Origin of the sequence: Micromonospora sp. NPDC005205 (assembly GCF_040608275.1) — a bacterium.
Classification (GTDB): Bacteria; Actinomycetota; Actinomycetes; order Mycobacteriales; family Micromonosporaceae; genus Micromonospora.
The window spans coordinates 80349-98533 of sequence record NZ_JBEXHV010000022.1; the positions used below are offsets into that span (position 1 = coordinate 80349).

At 72.0% G+C, this 18185-nt stretch carries 15 protein-coding genes; 6 read left to right on the plus strand and 9 right to left on the minus strand.

Going from position 1 to position 18185, the window contains the following annotated elements; genetic code table 11:
• Positions 1-7 precede the first annotated feature (7 nt).
• The 5 genes from ABZU43_RS28835 (at position 8) to ABZU43_RS28855 (ending at position 5514) form a co-directional block, all read left to right on the plus strand.
• Complete coding sequence (locus tag ABZU43_RS28835) at positions 8-610, plus strand: PadR family transcriptional regulator (RefSeq protein ID WP_355009573.1); 603 nt, start codon at positions 8-10, stop codon at positions 608-610.
• Positions 583-1341 carry an ABC transporter ATP-binding protein gene (locus ABZU43_RS28840; RefSeq protein ID WP_355009574.1) on the plus strand — a complete coding sequence of 253 codons (759 nt, stop codon included), beginning with the start codon at positions 583-585 and terminating at the stop codon, positions 1339-1341. The genes ABZU43_RS28835 and ABZU43_RS28840 overlap by 28 nt, the downstream gene beginning before the upstream one ends.
• The gene (locus ABZU43_RS28845; RefSeq protein WP_355009575.1) at positions 1338-4118 is read left to right on the plus strand and encodes an FtsX-like permease family protein; all 2781 of its coding nucleotides are present in this window, start codon (positions 1338-1340) and stop codon (positions 4116-4118) included. The genes ABZU43_RS28840 and ABZU43_RS28845 overlap by 4 nt, the downstream gene beginning before the upstream one ends.
• A 74-nt stretch (positions 4119-4192) precedes the next feature.
• Entirely contained in the window at positions 4193-4693 is a 501-nt protein-coding gene (locus tag ABZU43_RS28850) for a nitroreductase/quinone reductase family protein (protein ID WP_355009576.1), read from the plus strand.
• A gap of 92 nt (positions 4694-4785) precedes the next feature.
• Positions 4786-5514, plus strand: a complete 729-nt coding sequence (locus ABZU43_RS28855) for a nucleotidyltransferase domain-containing protein (protein ID WP_355009577.1) — start codon at positions 4786-4788, stop codon at positions 5512-5514.
• A 6-nt stretch (positions 5515-5520) separates the two neighbouring features.
• Here the strand turns inward: ABZU43_RS28855 and ABZU43_RS28860 are convergent, their stop codons facing one another.
• Both ABZU43_RS28860 and map read right to left on the minus strand, forming a co-directional pair.
• On the minus strand, positions 5521-6234 hold the full coding sequence (locus ABZU43_RS28860; RefSeq protein ID WP_091400358.1) for a VIT1/CCC1 transporter family protein: 714 nt from the start codon (positions 6232-6234) through the stop codon (positions 5521-5523).
• A 55-nt stretch (positions 6235-6289) separates the two neighbouring features.
• Positions 6290-7147, minus strand: coding sequence for a type I methionyl aminopeptidase (map, locus tag ABZU43_RS28865; protein ID WP_355009578.1), 858 nt, complete (start codon positions 7145-7147; stop codon positions 6290-6292).
• Between the two features lie 95 nt (positions 7148-7242).
• Between map and ABZU43_RS28870 the strand changes: the two genes are divergently transcribed.
• Entirely contained in the window at positions 7243-7560 is a 318-nt protein-coding gene (locus ABZU43_RS28870; RefSeq protein ID WP_355009579.1) for an STAS domain-containing protein, read from the plus strand.
• Positions 7561-7586: 26 nt separating this feature from the next.
• Here the strand turns inward: ABZU43_RS28870 and ABZU43_RS28875 are convergent, their stop codons facing one another.
• The 7 genes from ABZU43_RS28875 to ABZU43_RS28905 all read right to left on the minus strand — a co-directional run bounded on the left by ABZU43_RS28875 (position 7587) and on the right by ABZU43_RS28905 (position 18093).
• Positions 7587-11246 carry a SpoIIE family protein phosphatase gene (locus ABZU43_RS28875; RefSeq protein ID WP_355009580.1) on the minus strand — a complete coding sequence of 1220 codons (3660 nt, stop codon included), beginning with the start codon at positions 11244-11246 and terminating at the stop codon, positions 7587-7589.
• Positions 11247-11440: 194 nt separating this feature from the next.
• Positions 11441-11992: a pyridoxamine 5'-phosphate oxidase family protein gene (locus ABZU43_RS28880; RefSeq protein ID WP_355009581.1), complete on the minus strand. Its 552-nt coding sequence runs from the start codon at positions 11990-11992 to the stop codon at positions 11441-11443.
• Positions 11993-12039: 47 nt separating this feature from the next.
• Positions 12040-12789 carry a gamma-glutamyl-gamma-aminobutyrate hydrolase family protein gene (locus ABZU43_RS28885; RefSeq protein WP_355009582.1) on the minus strand — a complete coding sequence of 250 codons (750 nt, stop codon included), beginning with the start codon at positions 12787-12789 and terminating at the stop codon, positions 12040-12042.
• A complete protein-coding gene (locus tag ABZU43_RS28890) occupies positions 12786-13553 on the minus strand; it encodes a 3-oxoacyl-ACP reductase (RefSeq protein WP_355009583.1) in 768 nt (255 codons plus the stop codon). Before ABZU43_RS28890 ends, ABZU43_RS28885 begins: the two co-directional genes overlap by 4 nt.
• 5 nt (positions 13554-13558) lie before the next feature.
• Positions 13559-14932 carry an aldehyde dehydrogenase family protein gene (locus ABZU43_RS28895; protein WP_355009584.1) on the minus strand — a complete coding sequence of 458 codons (1374 nt, stop codon included), beginning with the start codon at positions 14930-14932 and terminating at the stop codon, positions 13559-13561.
• A 94-nt stretch (positions 14933-15026) separates the two neighbouring features.
• The gene (locus ABZU43_RS28900; protein WP_355009585.1) at positions 15027-16391 is read right to left on the minus strand and encodes a glutamine synthetase family protein; all 1365 of its coding nucleotides are present in this window, start codon (positions 16389-16391) and stop codon (positions 15027-15029) included.
• 115 nt (positions 16392-16506) lie between these two features.
• A complete protein-coding gene (locus ABZU43_RS28905; RefSeq protein WP_355009586.1) occupies positions 16507-18093 on the minus strand; it encodes an amino acid permease in 1587 nt (528 codons plus the stop codon).
• Positions 18094-18185: the final 92 nt, after the last annotated feature.

The following is an 18185-nucleotide window of genomic DNA, read 5'->3' on the forward strand; positions in this document are numbered from 1 at the left end:
CGTTGCCATGTCCATCCGTCACGGGTTGCTCGCCCTGCTCGAACGCGGCCAGATGTACGGGTACCAGCTGCGCGCCGCGTTCGAGGAGTCGACCGGCTCGACCTGGCCGCTGAACATCGGGCAGGTCTACACCACGTTGTCCCGGCTGGAACGGGACGGTCTGGTGCGCCCGCTGCCGGAGAGCGAGGGCGGGCAGCGCCCGTACGAGATCACCGACGCTGGCCGGGCGGACCTGGCGCTGTGGTTCGCCACCCCGATCAGTCGCAACGACCGCCCCCGTGACGAACTGGCGATCAAACTGGCGCTGGCGCTGACCACCCCGGGGGTCGACGTCCGGTCGGTGGTGCAGGCCCAACGCAGCGCGACGATGCGGGCCCTTCAGGAGTTGACCCGGTTGAAGTACGGCAGCAACCGGCCGGAGGACCTTCCCTGGCGCCTCGTGCTCGACTCGATGGTGTTCCAGGCCGAGGCCGAGGTGCGCTGGCTGGACCACTGCGAGACCAGTCTGGTCCGGCACCAACCCAGCGGTCCGGCGCCTCCCACTACCCGACTCGATGACGCCGACGCGCGGGACGCGGCTCGATGGGCCGGCGAGGAGGCAAGACGGTGAGCGGATCGGACGACGCGGTGCTGGAGCTACGCGCCGTCCACCGCACCCACGGCTCCGGGCCGGCGGCGGTGCACGCGCTGCGCGGCGTCAGCCTGGTCGTCCGGCCCGGTGAGCTGGTCGCCGTGATGGGGCCGTCCGGCTCCGGCAAATCGACGCTGCTGGCTCTCGCCGGTGGGTTGGACCGTCCGACCGGCGGCGAGGTCCGGGTCGAGGGGCAGCCGCTGGGGGCCCTGGACCGCCGCGGGCTGGCCCAGCTGCGCCGCCGTCGGATCGGCTACATCTTCCAGCAGCTCAACCTGCTGGGCAGTCTGAGCGCGCTGGAGAACGTGGCGCTCCCGTTGGAACTCGACGGGACCAGCGGACGTCGGGCCCGCGCACTGGCCATGGCCGCGCTCACCGAGGTGGGGCTGCCCGCGTTGGGAGACCGTTTCCCGGACCAGCTCTCCGGCGGGCAGCAGCAGCGGGTGGCCATCGCCCGCGCGCTGGTGGGCGACCGTCGGCTGGTCCTCGCCGACGAGCCCACCGGGGCGTTGGACTCCCAGACCGGTGAGGCGGTGCTGCACCTGCTGCGCCGCCGGATCGACGCGGGCGCCGCCGGGGTGCTGGTCACCCACGAGGCGCGGCACGCCGGCTGGGCGGACCGGGTGGTGTTCCTCCGCGACGGCGTGCTGGTCGACACGACGGCACCGCTGGGCAGTGTCGAGCAGCTGCTGTCCGGCAGCGACCGGTGACCGTTCGCCGTCCGATGCGGGCCCCCGGGCGGGCCGGCACGGCGACGCCACGGCCGGTCACGCCGCCCGCCCCGGTCGGCCGGCGGCGGTTCGCCGAGCTGACCGGCTCCTGGCGGGCCGCGCTGCGAATCGCCCGGCGGGAGTCACGCCGGTCCCGGCGGCGGACCGCCCTGGTGCTCGCGATGATCGCCCTGCCGGTGGCGGCGCTGGCCTTCCTGGCGGCGAGCTACGACATGGCCGAGCTGACCCCACCGGAACGCGTCGACCGCCGGCTCGGCGTGGCCGACGCGGAGTTGCAGTGGATCGCCGGCAGCCCGGTGCGGCAGGACGGCTGGGGTGAGACATGGTCCACGCAGGACGGTGAGCCCCCCGCGCGGGTCACCGCCGCCCAGATGACCACTCTTCTGGGGCCGGGCAGCCGGGTCACCGAGCTCCGTCCCAGCGTCCCGCTGACACTGCGCGGCCCGCGCCGCGACGAGGCCGTGAACGGGCGGGCGCTGGACCTCACCGACCCGTTGGCCCGAGGGCTGGTGCGGTTCCGGGCCGGCCGGGCACCACAGCAGGCCGGTGAGGTAGCCGTCAGTCCGGTGGCGCTGCGCCGCCTGGGTCTGCGCCTCGGCCACGCCGTGGCCACCGCCGACGGCAGCAGGGCGTACACAGTCGTGGGGGTGGTCGAATTTCCCGACGACCTCGGGCCGGTCGTGGCGCTGCACCCGGGGGCCGTGCAGGCGACCGGCCCGGAGCCGGACAGCGTCTGGCTGGCGGACCTGCCCGGAGCAGTGGACGCCGCGCTGGTGTCGCGGCTCAACGAGCGGGGGGTGGTGGTCACCGCCCGAAGCCCGGTCGGCTCGGGGACCACTGCGGACCGGACGTGGTTCGGGGCGATCAGGCAGAGCGGCGCCAACGACCTGAGCACCGGCGTCCTCATCGCGGGCCTCGGGCTGCTGGAGGTGGTCCTGCTGGTCGGGCCGGCCTTCGCCGTCGGCGTCCGTCGCCGACGGCGGGATCTGGCACTGGTCGCGGTGGCGGGCGGGGACGCCGCCCAGCTTCGCCGGGTCGTGCTGGCCGACGGTGTGGTGTTGGGCGTGCTGGGGGCCGCCGCCGGCCTGCTGGTCGGCGTCAGCGCGGCGTTCGCCGGTCGCCCGCTGATGGAACAGTACGTCTTCAGCGCCCGTTTCGGCGGCTACCGCTGCTGGCCGAGCGCGCTGGCCCTGCTCGGTGGCGTCGCGGTGCTGGCCGGAGTGCTCGCCGCGCTGGCACCGGCCTGGACCGCCGCCCGGCAGGACGTCAGCGCCGGGCTCGCCGGACGACGCACCCCGGCGAAATCCCCGGGCCGGTGGCTGACTCTCGGACTGGCACTGGTGGTCGGCGGGGCGGGGCTGGCGGCGTTCGGAGCCACCCAGACTTCCCCGGCGGTGGTTCTCACCGGGCTGATCCTCGGCGAGTTGGGCCTGGTCTGCTGCACGCCCACGCTGCTCGGGGCGCTCGCCCGCCTCGGCCGGGTGCTGCCGCTGGCACCACGGATCGCACTGCGCGATGCCAGCCGCAACCGGGCCGCCGCGGCACCGGCCATCTGCGCCGTGATGGCCGCTGTCGCCAGCAGCGTCGCCCTCGGCGGATACCTGGCCAGCGACGGCGCCCGCGACGCGCGCGCCTACCGGCCGGCGCTGCCGACCGGTCACATGCTCATGTACGCCAACCGGCCGGACGGCCAGCCCACCCTGGCGCAGGTCGCCGACGCGGCCCGGGACCAGTTGGGGGTCGACGCGGTAGCCACCGTGTACGAGCCCAACTGCGCCCCGACGGGTGCCCGTTACTGCGACGTGACGCCCGTCCTCCCGCCGAGCCGAGCCTGTCCATTTCAGCCCGGCGACAATCTTCCCGCCGCACACCGCCAGCAGGCGCGGGCCGACCCACGCTGCCAGATCCGCGAGCCGGACTACGTCGGCGGCTACATCCAGGCCGGGGTGGACGACGGATTCGCGCTGCCACTTCTCACCGGCGCGGACCCGGCGACGACCGCCGCCGCCACTGCGGTACTGCATGCCGGTGGCGTGGTGGTGACCGACCCGCGCTACCTGCACGACGGCCTGGTGACCGTCCGCGTCTACAGCACGGACGGGAGAACGGACACTCCGGCCACGGTCGTCCGCGACCTACCGGGGTACGCGCTGCCCCAGGCGGCGGGCTCGTCCCGCCTGCTGCTGTCCACCCACGCGGCCCGACAACTCGACATGAGCTGGTCCCCGGCTGGCTGGGTGGTCGGCACCACGACCCCGCCGGACGAGAAGCAACAGGCGCGGTTCTCCGCCGCGCTGCGCACCTTCGGGACGTTCTCGCTGAACGTCGAGTACGGCGGCGCCCCACGCGACGTCTCACCGTTGCTCCTGCTGCTCGCGGCGGCGGCCGGGCTGATCACCGTGGGGGCGGCCGGGATCGCCACCGCGCTCGCCGCCGCCGAGGGACGCGCCGAACTGACCACCCTCGCGGCCGTCGGCGCGGCCCCAGCGGTACGCCGGCTGCTGGCGATCTGCCAGGCCGGGGTCATCGCCGGTATCGGTTCGGTGCTCGGCATCGTGGCCGGGCTCGGCACCGCCGCGATCGTGCTGGTCTCGGTGAACCGGCAGTACGCCAGTGACTGGCCGGTATCCGATCCGTACCCCTTTCTGGTGCCGTGGCCCGCGCTCGGGGTCCTGGTGCTGGTGCCGGTGGTGGCGATGCTCGGGGCGGGCCTGTTCACCCGGGCCCGACTGCCCATCGAACGGCGACTGGACTGACCGGTCCGCCGGGCAGCCGAAAGTGGGCCGCGTGGGGGTGCCGCCGGGGCCGGGCAGCCGGCAGACTGACCGGCGTGTCAGTGCTCAGGAATGTCGTCCGTCGAGTCGGTCATCATCGCTGGTTCGGGGCCACCGCGCGTCTGCTGGTTCCGGCCGACCGGATGGTTGGTCGACTCACCCGGGGTCGGGTGGTCGCGCTCGGCCTGCTCCCCTCCCTGCTCATCACCACAACGGGTCGCCGCTCCGGCAAGCCCCGCAGCAATCCGCTGCTCTACGTGCCCGACGGCGACGCGTACGTGGTGATCGGCTCCAACTGGGGGCAGACCCACCACCCCGGCTGGGCGATGAACCTGCTCGCCGATCCGGCCGCCGAGGTGGACGTGAAGGGCCGGCGGGTCGCGGTGCGGGCCCAGCGGGCCTCCGGCGCCGAACGGGACCGGTTGTGGCAGCTGTTGGTCAGCGCGTGGCCCGCGTACCACACGTACGTGCAGCGGGCCGGTGGCCGGGAGATCCACATCTTCCGGCTGGCCCCGACCGGGCGCGGCGCGCCCGAAGCGCCGCCGTCGGCTGGCTAGGCTGACGCTCGGTAGTTAAGGCGAGGTGGTTCCGTGAGCGCGAGGAGTGAGCCGGGGTTGCGAGCCCCGCAGCCGCGAACAGAGCTGGCCCGGTGAGTGAGCGGGCCGGTGTCGACCGGGGCCTCGACGATCGACGGTGGACGGTCGCGGAGCGGGTCGCCGAGGCAATCCGGCGGCGGTTCCCGGCCGACGCGCTCGCGATCGCGGTACACGGGCCTCTGGCGCACGGGGACGACGACGGCGGCGGGGACCGCGAGGCCGGACTGCTGGTGGTCACCTATCGGCCCGGGACCGGCCCGTCGCCCGCCACCCGGCGGGTCGACGGGGTGCTCGTCGACCTGACCGTGGCCGCCGCCGATGACTACCTGGCCCAGGCGCGGGTGCTCTCACCGCTCTGGCCGCTGACCGCCGACCGGTACGTCACCACGCAGGCGTTGCACGATCCGACGGGCTGGTTGCGGACGCTGCGCGACGAGCACCTCGGCCGGCTGGCCCGGGCCCGACCGGCGGAGTTCAGCACCGCGGCCCGCCAGGCGTGGTACAGGGGCAGCGCGGCGCACTCCCGCGCGGCCCGGCTGGCCGAGTGGTACGAGACCGATCAGGCTCTGCTGATGCTCGCCGAGGCCCGGCTGGCGGCGGCCACGGTGACCGGTCTGCTGAGTCGCACCTACTTCCGGGACCCGGGGGACGCGGTGCGACGCACCGGGTTGGCCGGGGCGGACATGACCGAGGTGGGTGTGGTGCTGGCCCGGCAGGCCGAGGAGCTGGCCGCCCGGGGTCGTGCGGTCGACGGCACGATAGACGAGCTGCTCAGCACCTGAGGCGCGTCACAGCCCGCCCGGTACGCCGATCAGCGAGCCGATCAGGTAGGTGGCGCCGGCCGCCGCGGCGCCCAGCAACAGCTGGCGCAGCCCGCTGGTCCACCAGGGACGGTGGGTGAAGCGGGCTACCACGGCACCGGCGGCGAACAGCCCGAGCCCGCCGACGGCAAGCGCCAGCCACAGTTCGGTCGCGCCGAGCAGGTACGGCAGCAGCGGGACCAGCGCGCCGATCGAGAAGAACAGGAACGACGAGATCGCCGCGGCCCACGGGCTGGGCTGGTCGTCGGGGTCGACGCCCAGCTCCTCGCGGACGTGCACCCGCAGCGCCTCCTCCGGGTCGCGCCGCACCGCCTCGGCGACCTGGGTGGCGAGGTCCCGGGGCAGGCCCCGGGCCACCCACGCGTCGGCCAGCTCCCGGGCCTCCGCCTCGGGGTGCCGTTCCAGTTCCCGTCGTTCCTTGGCCACCTCGGCGGCGACCTGTTCGTTGGCGGAGCGCACGCTGGTGTACTCGCCGAGGCCCATCGAGATCGCACCGGCGACGAGGCCGGCGCTGCCGGTGAGGACGATGCTGCGAGGCGACACTCCACCGCCGCCGACGCCGGCGATCAGGGCGATGTTGGTGACCAGGCCGTCCATCGCGCCGAACACGGCCGGGCGCAGCCAGCCGCCGGAGACGTCCGCGTGGTGCGCCTCGCGCAGCGCCGCTGGGGTGTCGGTCACGGCGCATGCCCTTCGTTCGCGACTGCGGGACTCCGCTTCGCTGCGTTCCTCGCGCTCACGGCAGGGTCAGGATCTCGTGGCCGTCGTCGGTCACCACGATGGTGTGCTCGAACTGTGCCGTCCACTTGCGGTCCTTGGTGACCACTGTCCACCCGTCGTCCCACATGTCGTACTGGTAGGTGCCGAGGGTGATCATCGGCTCGATGGTGAACGTCATGCCGGGCTCCATGATGTCGGTGGGGCGCGGGCTGTCGTAGTGCGGCACGTAGAGGCCGCTGTGGAATGCCTCGCCGATGCCGTGGCCGGTGAAGTCGCGCACTACGCCGTAACCGAAGCGCTTGGCGTACGACTCGATGACGCGTCCCACCACGTTGATCTGGCGTCCCGGGGCGACGGCGCGGATGCCGCGCATCATCGCCTCGTGGGTCCGCTCGACCAGCAGCCGGGCCTCTTCGCTGACCTCGCCGACGCAGAAGGTGGCGTCGGTGTCACCGTGCACCCCACCGATGTACGCGGTCACGTCGACGTTGATGATGTCGCCGTCGTGCAGGACCGTGGTGTCCGGGATGCCATGGCAGATGACCTCGTTGAGGCTGGTGCAGCAGGACTTCGGGAAGCCCTTGTAGCCCAGCGTCGACGGGTACGCGCCATGGTCGCAGAGGAACTCGTGCACCACCTTGTCGATCTCGTCGGTGGTCACGCCGGGTTTGCAGTGCTCGCCGGCGAGCTGGGTCGCCTGGGCGGCGAGCCGGCTGGCGATCCGCATCTTCTCGATGGTCTCCGGCGTCTGCACGTGCGAGCCACGCCACTCCCGCGGACGCGTCTTGCCCACGTACTCCGGTCGGGCGATCTGGGACGGCACCGGTCGCATCGGGGAGAGCGTGCCTGGTGTCAGCGGCGGACGGACGGTCATGCCGCAAGCCTATCGCCGGGGCCGCTGGTGACCCGCGCCACGGCCGCCCGGTGGAGGTTGTTGCCCTGCCAGGGTGGCTGTGCCATGGTGTCAGCGTGGATCAAGGGGGAGCACCACCCGTCTTCTCCGCCAGCGCAGAAATCGACGGTGACCACCTCCACGTCGTGGTCGCCGGCGAGGTCGACATGGCGACAGCGGACACGATGCTCCAGACCGCGCGGCGCGAGCCCGCCGCCGGGAAGATCACTCTCGACCTGAGTGCGGTGACCTTCTTCGACTCGGCCGCCATCCACGCCCTGGTCCGGCTCGCTCAGGAGTTTCCGGGGCGGCTCAGCGTCCGCCCGTCCCGGCAGGTCCGTCGGGTGCTGGAGATCTCCGGCCTGGGCGAACAGGGCTGGCTCGACCCGGCCTAGGCAGCCGGCCGCCGCCGGGCGCGCGGTCAGTCCTGCAACTGCCGGCGCAGCGTCACCTCGGTGCCCTCGGCGGTACGCCGTACCGACAGTTCACCCAGCGCTCTGATCAGGTCCAGTCCGCGGCCCCGGAAGCCGGAACCGGTCGACTCCCGCCACTGCCCGCTGTCGCGCACGGTGGCCGTCACCGTCCGACCGTCGATGGCCACCTCCACACTGATCATGGCCTCGGCGGGGTGGACCGGGTGCTCGATGGCGTTGGCGGCGGCCTCGGAGACGGCAACCGTCAGGTCGAACCTGTCGGTTTCGCCGACGGAGTGCGCGACGAGGAAATCCTCCAGCCGCTTGCGGAGCACGCTGAGCCGGGTCGGGTCCGCCGGTAGCCGCAGCGCGAAGCGGTTCAGCTCCGCCGCCTCCAGGGCGAGAACCGCCACGTCGTCGCGGCGCGGCCGCCCGGTGACCCGCTCGACCACCGCGTCGATCAGGTCCACCACGTGCTCGCTCGGGGTGGCCGCGTCGATGCGCAACTGGGCCAGTGCGGCATCGATGCCGAGCTGACGGTCCTCGACCAGCCCGTCGGTGTAGAGCAGCAGTCGGGTGCCGGCCGGCAATTCGCCCTCCACCGACTCGTACGTCGCGTTGGGAAGCGCACCGACAGGTGGGCCGAGCGCCCGGTCGTGCAGGAACGCCACGTCACCTCCGGTGATCAACAGTGGAAACGGGTGACCGGCGCTCGCGTATCGCAGCCGCCCGGTGCCGGGGTTGAACAGCAGGCAGACCACCGTCGCGAAGGAGCGGCCCTCGGTGGAGCCGACCAGCCGGTTGAGCCGGGTCAGCGACTCACCCGGATCGAAGCCCTCCAGCACGTACGCCCGCAGCGCGTTGCGCAGCTGCCCCATCGCCGCGGCGGCCGGCACGCCCTTACCGACCACATCGCCGATGACGAGCACCAGCTCGTCGCCGTTGAGCGCGATCGCGTCGTACCAGTCGCCACCGACCTCGACGTCGGCGCTGCCGGGCAGGTAGCGGCTGGCGATCACCGCGCCGGGCAGTTGGGGCAGCGACCGGGGCAGCAGGCTGTGCTGCAGGGTGGTGGCGATGCGGTGTTCGGCTTCGTAGAGCTGGGCGTTCTCCAGTCGCACCCCGACGAGCCGGGCCAGCTCGGTCAACGCGGCGTCGTCGGCCTGCGCCTCGTCGCCGGCTGCCCGCCAGACCCGCAGCTCACCGAGCTGCTTGCCGGCGGTGCCGGTCAGCTCGGCCACGAACGACGGGTCGGTGGCGGTGGTGCCGCCGCCGTCCGCCTCGAAGCGCGCCTCGGCCGCGGAGACGACCACCCGGGCCGCCTCGGCGAGGCTCAACGCGTGCCGGGCGGCGACCTGGAGCACGTCGGCTGTGGATCGGGCGGAGTTCACCGCCACCGCTGCGTCGGCCAGCGCGCGGAGCCGGCGGATGATCTGCCCGCGCAGCTGGCCCAGCTCGACGTTGGCCCGGACCCGGGCGACCAGTTCCTGCGCGGAGAACGGCTTGGTGAGGTAGTCGTCGGCGCCGACGGCGAGACCGGCGACCTCCTCCGCGGAGCCGGCGCGGGCGGAGAGCAGCACGATCGGCACATGCCGGGTACGCGGGTCCGCGCGCAGCGCGCTCACCAGCCCGAACCCGTCCAGCCGGGGCATCATCACGTCGGTGAGCACCAGGTCGAACCCACCCTCGCGGGCCAGCGGCAGGGCGTCGAGCCCGTCGTTCGCGGTGACCACGTCCCAGGTCGGGGAGAGCAGCCGGCTGACGTGCTCCTGGAGGTCGGCGTTGTCGTCGACGACCAGGATCCGGCCGGCCGAGACGCCCTCCGACGGCTGCTGGTCGAGGTCCGGTGTCGACGCGACGCCGGCCCACAGCGCGGTCTCCGCGACGAAGAGCCGGGCCTGCTGGGGCTCACCCACCGGCAGCGGGTCGAACGCCGCCACCTGGTCCGCCGGCAGGTGCGCAGAGCCGAACGGAACGGTCACCGTGAAGGTGCTGCCCGCGTCGACCTGGCTCGTCAACCCGACCTCGCCGCCGTGCATCTCGACCAGTTCCCGGACCAGCGCGAGGCCGATGCCGGTGCCTTCGTGGGTACGTGCCCGCGCCCCGGGAACCCGGTGGAACCGTTCGAAGACGTGCGGCAGCTCGTCCGTCACGATCCCGATGCCGGTGTCCGTCACCTCCAGCCGGGCCGCGCCCTCCACGGCCCGGACCCGCACCCGGATCTCGCCGTCGAAGGTGAACTTGACAGCGTTCGACACCAGGTTGAGGACGACCTTCTCCCACATGTCCCGGTCGACGTGGACCGGCATCGGCAGCGGCGGACAGTCCACCACCAGTCGCAACCCGGCCCGGTCGGTGGCCGAGCGGAAGGTGCTGGCCAGCCGGGCGGTGTAATCGGCGAGGTCGGTGGGCTGGTAGCGGGCGGCGAGCCGACCGGACTCCAGCCGGGAGAAGTCCAGCACCGTGTTGACCAGCTTGAGCAGGCGCAGCGCGTTGCGGTGCATCATGGTGAGCCGGTCGGTGTCGGTGGGGGGCAGCGCCGGATCGGCCAGCATGTCCTCCAGCGGGCCGAGCACCAGGGTCAGTGGGGTGCGGAACTCGTGGCTGACGTTGGCGAAGAAGTTGGTCTTCGCCCGGTCCAGCGCTGCCAGTTCGGCGGCGCGGGCCCGTTCCTGCTCGTACGCCCGCTGGGTGTCGACCGCCCGGGAGATCTGGGCGGCGACCAGGTCGAGGAAGTCGCGGTAGTCGTCGCCGAGCGGCAACTGGCGGGCCACACCGACGACCAGCGCGCCGACCGTCTGGTTGGTCGCCGTGAGCGGCAACACGAGGGCCTGGTCCGCGGCGTCGACCGGCAGCGCGTCGAGCAGCGCGGTGACCTCGATCGTGGCGGGCGCGTCATCGGCGCTGAGCCGGGCCAACAGGTGCGCCGTGACATCGGCGGCGGGCGGGGTGGTGCCGGTGGAACCGGCCAGGGTGAGCTGGTCGCTGTCGTCTGCCAGATAGATCAGGGCGAACGGCACGTCGGCCCGGTGCCGGCCGAGCACCTCGGCGGCGGTCCGGCCCAGCTCCGTGGCGTTGCCGATGTCGCTCAGCTCGGCACCCAGTTCGGCCAGCGTGCGCAGTCGACGCTCGCCGAGCACCCGCCCGGTGGTCTCGCTGACGATGCAGTAGACGCCACTGACCGAGCCGTCGTCACCGCGGATCGGGTCGTACGAGACGTTGAAGTAGGTCTGCTCGACGAAGCCGTACCGGTCCAGCAGAAAAGGGTGGTCCTCGCCCCGGTAGGAGCGGCCGGTGCTCCGGACGTCGTCGAGCAGGGGGCCGAGCACCGCCCAGGTCTCCGCCCAGTTCGCGCGGGCCGGTTGGCCGATCACGTCCGGGTGTTTGCCGCCGATGGTCGGCCGGTAGGCGTCGTTGTAGAAGACCAACTGCTCGTCGCCCCAGAACATGACGATCGGCGCGCTGGAGGCGAGCATCATCCCGACGGCGTTGGAGAGCGCCGGGGGCCACTGAGCGGGCCCGCCCAGGGGGCCGGAGGACCAGTCGAAGGAGGCCAACCGCTCGCCCATCTCGCCGCCGGCCGCGAACGCGGCCGCCAGCATCGGCGGGGTCTCGCGACCGGACAGGGCCGGATGCCCGATGTCCGCGCCCCCCTGGGCCGAGCTCATGCAGCCTCCCCGCCCCGGCCGTACCCCTCGACCGTTGATCTTCACCCGCTGTGCCTCGACTTGTACCCCAGCGGACCAGCAACGTAACGCATCACGGGCGATGGACGCTGGTTACGTACGCCTGGGCCGTCGGGCACCGGACAGTGCGGGTGGCCGGCGGCGTCGAACGACGGCGGCCGAAGTGCTCTGACGAGTCAGAAGACCGGAAGTCCGTCGATGCTTGCCGCATTTTTGGTGGCCCGGTAGGCGACCAGATCATCGGCACTGCGGCGGGAGTGTGAGGTGAGTAACAGATCGCGTTCGGCCCGGAAGTCCATCAGAGGCACCGCGTATCCGCAGGAGTCACTGACCCGCTCCACCTCGACGGTGATGACCGCCCGGACGGCGTGGACATCCGGCGGTGCGGGAAACTCGGCGAGCCGATCGGCGAAGGCGTCTTCGGTGACCGCGACGCTGCTGCCCCGACCATGCAACCGGACGATCTTCGGCGGGCCGTCGAAGGCACAGAACATCAGCGTGATCCGGCCGTTGTCCCGCAGGTGGGCGATGGTCTCCGCCCCACTGCCGTGATAGTCGAGGTAGGCCACCCGGTGCGGGCCGAGGATCACGAAGGTGCCCCGCATGCCCTTCGGTGACACGTTGACGTGCCCCTCGACCCCGGACGGGGCGGTCGCCACGAAGAAGAGCGGTTGGGCCACGATGAAGTCACGTAGTCGAGAGTCGATCTCCGGATAGACCTTGCCCATGCGTCGATCCTCCCACCGGGGCCATCGACGGGCGGGGGCGATCTCAGTCACACCCGCCGGCCGGCCGCCCGCACCAACGCCGGGATCGGGGCGGCGTCCAACTCGTTCTCCGGATGCCACTGCACCCCGAGCACGAACGGCAGGGCCGGGTCCTCCACCGCCTCGACCACGCCGTCCTCCGCCCAACCGGTCACCGTGAGCCGGCCCGGATCGGCTACCGCCTGGTGGTGGTACGAGTTGACCTGGTCGACCCCGGCCAGCACCGACGCGGCCAGGCTCCCCGGCGCGAACCGCACCGCGTGCGCGCCGTACACCCCGGGTGCCGGGCGGTGCGCCTCGTGACCCACCACGTCGGGCAGGTGCTGGTGCAGGGTGCCGCCGTACGCCACCGCCAGCAACTGCATCCCCCGACACACGCCCAGCACCGGCACCTCGGCGGCGAGCGCGGCGGCCAACAGTGTCAACTCGCCGGCGTCCCGGTCCGGCCGGTCCTCGGTACGGGGGTCGGGCGGCTGGCCGTACCGCCCCGAGCCGACGTCCGCACCACCGGCCAACAGCAACCCGTCGAGGACAGCCACCACGTCGGCGTCCACGTCGTCCGGCGGCAGCACCACCGCCCGGCCGCCCGCAGCCGCCACCGCCCGCGTGTACGCCTCCGGCACCAGCACCGCCCGCACACCCCGCCAGACGGCCCAGTCGGCGGGTTCGACGTACGCGCTGACCCCGATCAGCGGGCGTCGGGCTGGCCGGGTTCGCGACTGCGGGGCTCGCAGACCCGGCTCACTCCCCGCGCTCACAGCGGCGTGACGTACGCGCCCGTGATGCCGCCGTCGACCACGAACTGCGCGGCGGTCATGAACGAGGCGTCGTCGCTGGCCAGGAACGCCACCGCGGCGGCGATCTCCTCCGGCTGCCCGAAGCGTCCCATCGGCACGTGCACCAGCCGGCGGGCCGCGCGCTCCGGATCGGCGGCGAAGAGTTCCAGCAGCAACGGGGTGGCCACCGGGCCGGGACAGAGGGCGTTGACCCGAATGCCCTCACGGGCGAACTGCACACCCAACTCCCGGGTCATCGCCAGCACCCCGCCCTTGCTCGCGGTGTACGCGATCTGCGACGTGGCCGCACCCATCAACGCCACGAACGAGGCCGTGTTGATGATCGAGCCCTTGCCCTGCCGACGCATGTGCGGGATGGCGTACTTGCAGCACAGGTAGACGCTCGTGGTGTTGACCCGCAGCACCCGCTCCCACGCGTCCAGGCCGGTGTCCAGGATGGAGTCATCGTCGGGCGGCGAGATGCCGGCGTTGTTGAACGCGATGTCCACCCGGCCGTGTCGGTCGGCCACCCCGTCGAACAGGTCGCGCACCGCCGACTCGTCGGCCACGTCGGTGGCCACGAACTCGCCGCCGCACTCCTCGGCGGCCTTCGTACCGGCGGCCACGTCGATGTCCACGCAGACCACCCGGGCCCCCTCGGCGGCGAACCGCCGCACTGTGGCCAACCCGATGCCGCTGCCCGCTCCGGTGACCACGGCCACCCGGTCCTGCAACCGACCCTGCACTGGCGTCACTCCTCCGTCGCGATGAACACGTTCTTGACGTCCGTGAAGGACAGCAGCGCGTCCGGGCCCAGCTCACGGCCGAGCCCGGAGCGCTTCATCCCGCCGAACGGGGTCCAGTAGCGCACCGAGGAGTGCGAGTTGACGCTCAGGTTGCCCGCGTCGACGGCGCGGGCCAGGCGCAGGGCCCGACCCACGTCCCGGGTCCAGACCGAGCCGGAGAGCCCGTACTCGGTGTCGTTGGCGAGCCGGATCGCGTCCGCCTCGTCGTCGAACGGCAGCACCGAGACCACCGGGCCGAAGATCTCCTCCCGCCAGTGCCGGTCGGCCGGTGAGTCGGCCAGCAGCACTGTTGGCGCGTGCCAGAACCCGGGGCCGTCCGGGCAGGAGCCCGTGAAGGCGACCTTCGCCCCGTCGAGGTAGCCGGCGACCCGGTCCCGTTGGGCGGCGGAGATCAGCGGGCCCATCTCGGCGGTGTCGCGGGACGGATCCTCGACGCGCACCGCGCGTACCGCCGGTTCGAGCAGTTCCAGGAACCTGTCGTACACCGAACGCTGGACCAGGATCCGCGACCGTGCGCAGCAGTCCTGGCCGGCGTTGTCGAAGACCGCGCCCGGCGCGGTCGCGGCTGCGCGCTCCAGGTCGGCGTCGGCGAACACGATGTTCGCGCTCTTGCCGCCCAGCTCCAGGGTGAGTCGCTTCACCTGGGCGGCGCAGCCGGCCATGATCCGGGTGCCGACCTCGGTGGAGCCGGTGAAGCAGATCTTGCGGACCGCCGGGTGGGTGACGAACCGCTCCCCCACCACCGAGCCCTCGCCCGGGACGACGGTGAAGACGCCGTCGGGCAGGCCGGCCTCGCGGGCCAGCTCGGCCAGGCGCAGCGCGGTGAGCGGGGTCAACTCGGCGGGCTTGAGCACCACTGTGTTGCCGGCGGCGAGCGCCGGGGCGAACCCCCAGGCGGCGATCGGCATCGGGAAGTTCCAGGGCACGATCACGCCGACCACACCGAGTGGCTCGTGGAAGGTGACGTCCAACCCGCCGGGCACCGGGATCTGCCGCCCGCTCAACCGCTCGGGCGCGCCGGCGTAGTAGTCCAGGACGTCGCGGACGTTGCCCGCCTCCCACCGGGCGTTGCCGACGGTGTGCCCGGAGTTGCGCACCTCCAACACTGCCAACTCGTCCAGATGCGCGTCGACCACTGCGGCGAACCGCCGCAGCAACCGCGCCCGGTCCCCCGCCCCCACCCGCCGCCAGGTCGTAAATGCGGCAGCCGCCGTTGCGATGGCGGCGTCCACGTCCTCCACAGAGGTCGCCGCAACCTCCCGAAACCCGACCCCACGCGCCGGATCCACCAAAACCGTCACACCGCTACCCCTCGTCATCCCAGTCGATCATGGAGTTGTGGTGCCCCACAAAAGCCGCCCCAGGGGGCCTTCCGCCCACCACAAGTCCATGATCGACGCGGTGTGGCGGCGGTCAGAGGCGTTCGAAGCCACGCTTGAGCTCCCAGTCCGTCACAGCGGCGTCGAAGGCGGCCAGCTCGACCCGCGCCTGGTTGGCGTAGTGGGCCACCACCTCCGCGCCGAACGCCTCGCGGGCCACCGTCGACTCCTCCCACAGGGCGAGAGCGTCGCGCAACGTGCCGGGGACGCGCTCGGCCTCCGGGTCGTCGTACGCGTTGCCTGTGCACTCCGCACCCAGCTCCAGCTCGCCGTCGATGCCGTGCAGCGCCCCCGCGACCAGCCCGGCGATCGCCAGGTACGGGTTGACGTCAGCGCCGGGCACCCGGTTCTCCACGCGCATGCCCTGCCCGTGCCCGACCACCCGCAGCGCGCAGGTGCGGTTGTCGACACCCCAGCGCAGCGCGGTCGGGGCGAACGATCCCGGCTGGTAGCGCTTGTACGAGTTGATGTTCGGGGCGAAGAGCAGGCTGAACTCGCGCATGGTGGCCAGCAGCCCGGCGAGCACCCGCTGCCCGGTCTGCGACAGGTGCGCCGGTCCGTCGCCGAGCATCGCCGACGAGCCGGAGGAGTCCCGGAGCGAGAAGTGGATGTGGCAGGAGTTGCCCTCCCGCTCGTTCGGCTTGGCCATGAAGGTGATCGCCATCCCCTCCTGGGCGGCGATCTCCTTGGCGCCGTTCTTGTAGATGACGTGGTGGTCAGCGCAGGCCACCGCCTCGTCGTACCGGAAGGCGATCTCGTGTTGCCCGAGGTTGCACTCGCCCTTGGCGCTCTCCGGGGTGAGCCCCGCGCCGGCCATCTCGACCCGGATGCGGCGCAGCAGCGGCTCCACCCGGGCGGTGCCGAGCAGCGAGTAGTCGACGTTGTACTGGTTGGCCGGGGTGAGGTCGCGGTAACCGCGCTGCCAGGCGTCCTCGTACGAGTCGCGGAACAGCACGAACTCCAACTCGGTGCCGGCGTACGCGGTCAGCCCGTGCTCGGCCAGCCGGTCCAGCTGCCGGCGCAGGATCTGCCGGGGCGAGGCGACCACGTCACCCGAGCCGTCGAGCCAGGTCAGGTCGGCCAGCAGCAGTGCGGAGCCAGGCTGCCAGGGCACCCGGCGCAACGTGGCGAAGTCCGGAACCATCGCGAAGTCGCCGTAGCCGCGTTCCCAGCTCGACATGGCGTACCCGTCGACGGTGTTCATGTCGACGTCCACGGCGAGCAGGTAGTTGCAGCCCTCGCTGCCGCCCTCCACCACCTGGTCGAGGAAGAAGGGCGCGTGGAACCGCTTGCCCTGCAACCGGCCCTGCATGTCGACGAGGGCCAGCACCACGGTGTCGATCTCGCCCTCGGCGACGGCGACCCGCAGTTGTTCCAGCGTGAGCGGTGCTTTCCTCATTCGCGGGCCTCCATCACCAAGGTCTACTGGCAAACCGGATCACCGTCAATGCCCCCGGTGGCAAGGGCCGCAAACCCGGCGGGACGGCAGCACCGTCCGTCCCGCCAGGTGCCGATCAGACCGGGCCGTCGGCCGGTGCCGGGTCGGCCGCCCTCGCGGATTCCTCGACGGTACGAACCGGGCCGGTGAACCACTTGCGGGCCGAGGCGTACCACCAGACGGCGACCACGAGCAGCACCCCGCCGACGGCGAGCGGCGCGTAGTTCACCGCCGACCAGGTGAACCCGTCGTTGCCGGGCACCCCGGCGGGCACGATCGGCAGCACGAAGTAGACGGCGATGATCGCGATCTCGATCACCGCGATCCAGCCGAACAGCTTGTACTTGCGGCCCAGCGTCCACGGCCCGGGGACGAACCGGTCGCCCATCCGCAGGCGGAGCGCGATCGGGATGAGGAACGACAGGTAGAGCCCGAGCACCGCGACGGAGACGACGGCGTAGAAGGCGATCGGGATACCGGCGGAGCTCTCGTACAGCGCCGGCAGGGTCAGCACCAGGCCGGCAAGGGTGGCGCCGATGATCGCCTTTACCGGGGTGCCGTTGCGGTCGACTGTCGACCACAGCCGCCATCCGGGTACGGCACGATCCCGGCTGAACGCGTACGCCATCCGGCTCATCGAGGTCACGCAGCTCATGCCGCAGAAGAACTGCCCGATGGTCGAGATGATGATGACGATCTTGAAGAAGACCGGGGTCAGCGCCGACTCGAAGATGGCGCCGGAGAAACCGCCCGCGGCGTTGATCGCCTCGACGTCGGTGGCCGCGAAGAGGAACGCCAGCAGCAGGATCCAGCCACCGACCGCCGAGTAGAAGATCGACTGCCAGAGCCCACGGGCCGCGGCCTGTGAGGCGCCCCGGGTCTCCTCGGAGACGTGCGCGCAGGCGTCGAAGCCGGTGATCGTGTACTGGGTCAACAGGAAGCCCAGCGGCAGCACGTAGAACCAGAACGTCAGCCCACCGATGTCCCCGTCGCCGAACCCGGAGTTGTTGAACCGCTCGGTGAACACGAACTGGAAGCTCTGGTGGTTGTCGGGCACGAAGACCAGGATGGCCACCACGACGGCCGCGCCGGCCACGTGCCACCAGACCGAGACGTTCTGGAGTACGTCGATGATCCGGTGCCCGAAGATGTTGATCAGCCCGTGCAGCACCAGGATGATCACGAAGAGGACGAACGCCTGACGCAGCGTCCCGGCCCAGCCGTCGAAGAGCGCCGACAGGGTGAGGTTGAGGAACGTCGCACAGCCGTAGTCCACCGAGGCCGTGACGGCCACCAGGCCGATCAGGTTCAGCCAGCCGGTGAACCAGCCGTGCACCGGGCGACCCATGGTGGCAGCCCACCAGTAGATCCCACCCGCCGTCGGATACGCCGACACCAGCTCCGCCATGCAGAAGCCAATGATCAGGATGAACAGCGAGATCAGCGGCCAGCCCCAGGAGATGGCGACCGGCCCGCCGTTGTTCCACGCCTGGCCGAAGGTGGTGAAACAGCCGGCCAGGATCGAGATGATCGAGAAGGAGATGGCGAAGTTGGAGAAGCCGCTCCACTTCCGGCGCAACTCCTGTTTGTAGCCGAGTTCAGCGAGCCGTCGGGCGTCGTCGTCCATCGGTTGCTCGGCGGTCGGCACGGGCGTCGTGGCCACTGCACACCTCCCTGAGGTGGTTCCGCGTGCGAGTGGGCAAAGTGTCGTCCCGGCCGATCAAGGCGGTCAATACGTAGTCGGTGGGAATCTCA

Coding starts and splice junctions, on each gene's coding strand:
- ABZU43_RS28835 (WP_355009573.1), top strand. CDS start 8: ATGTCCATCCGTCACGGGTTGCTCGCCCTGCTCGAACGCGGCCAGATG.
- ABZU43_RS28840 (WP_355009574.1), top strand. CDS start 583: ATGGGCCGGCGAGGAGGCAAGACGGTGAGCGGATCGGACGACGCGGTG.
- map (WP_355009578.1), bottom strand. CDS start 7,147: ATGACCGTCCGTCCGCCGCTGACACCAGGCACGCTCTCCCCGATGCGA.
- ABZU43_RS28875 (WP_355009580.1), bottom strand. CDS start 11,246: ATGAGCTCGGCCCAGGGGGGCGCGGACATCGGGCATCCGGCCCTGTCC.
- ABZU43_RS28880 (WP_355009581.1), bottom strand. CDS start 11,992: ATGGGCAAGGTCTATCCGGAGATCGACTCTCGACTACGTGACTTCATC.
- ABZU43_RS28895 (WP_355009584.1), bottom strand. CDS start 14,932: ATGACGAGGGGTAGCGGTGTGACGGTTTTGGTGGATCCGGCGCGTGGG.
- ABZU43_RS28900 (WP_355009585.1), bottom strand. CDS start 16,391: ATGAGGAAAGCACCGCTCACGCTGGAACAACTGCGGGTCGCCGTCGCC.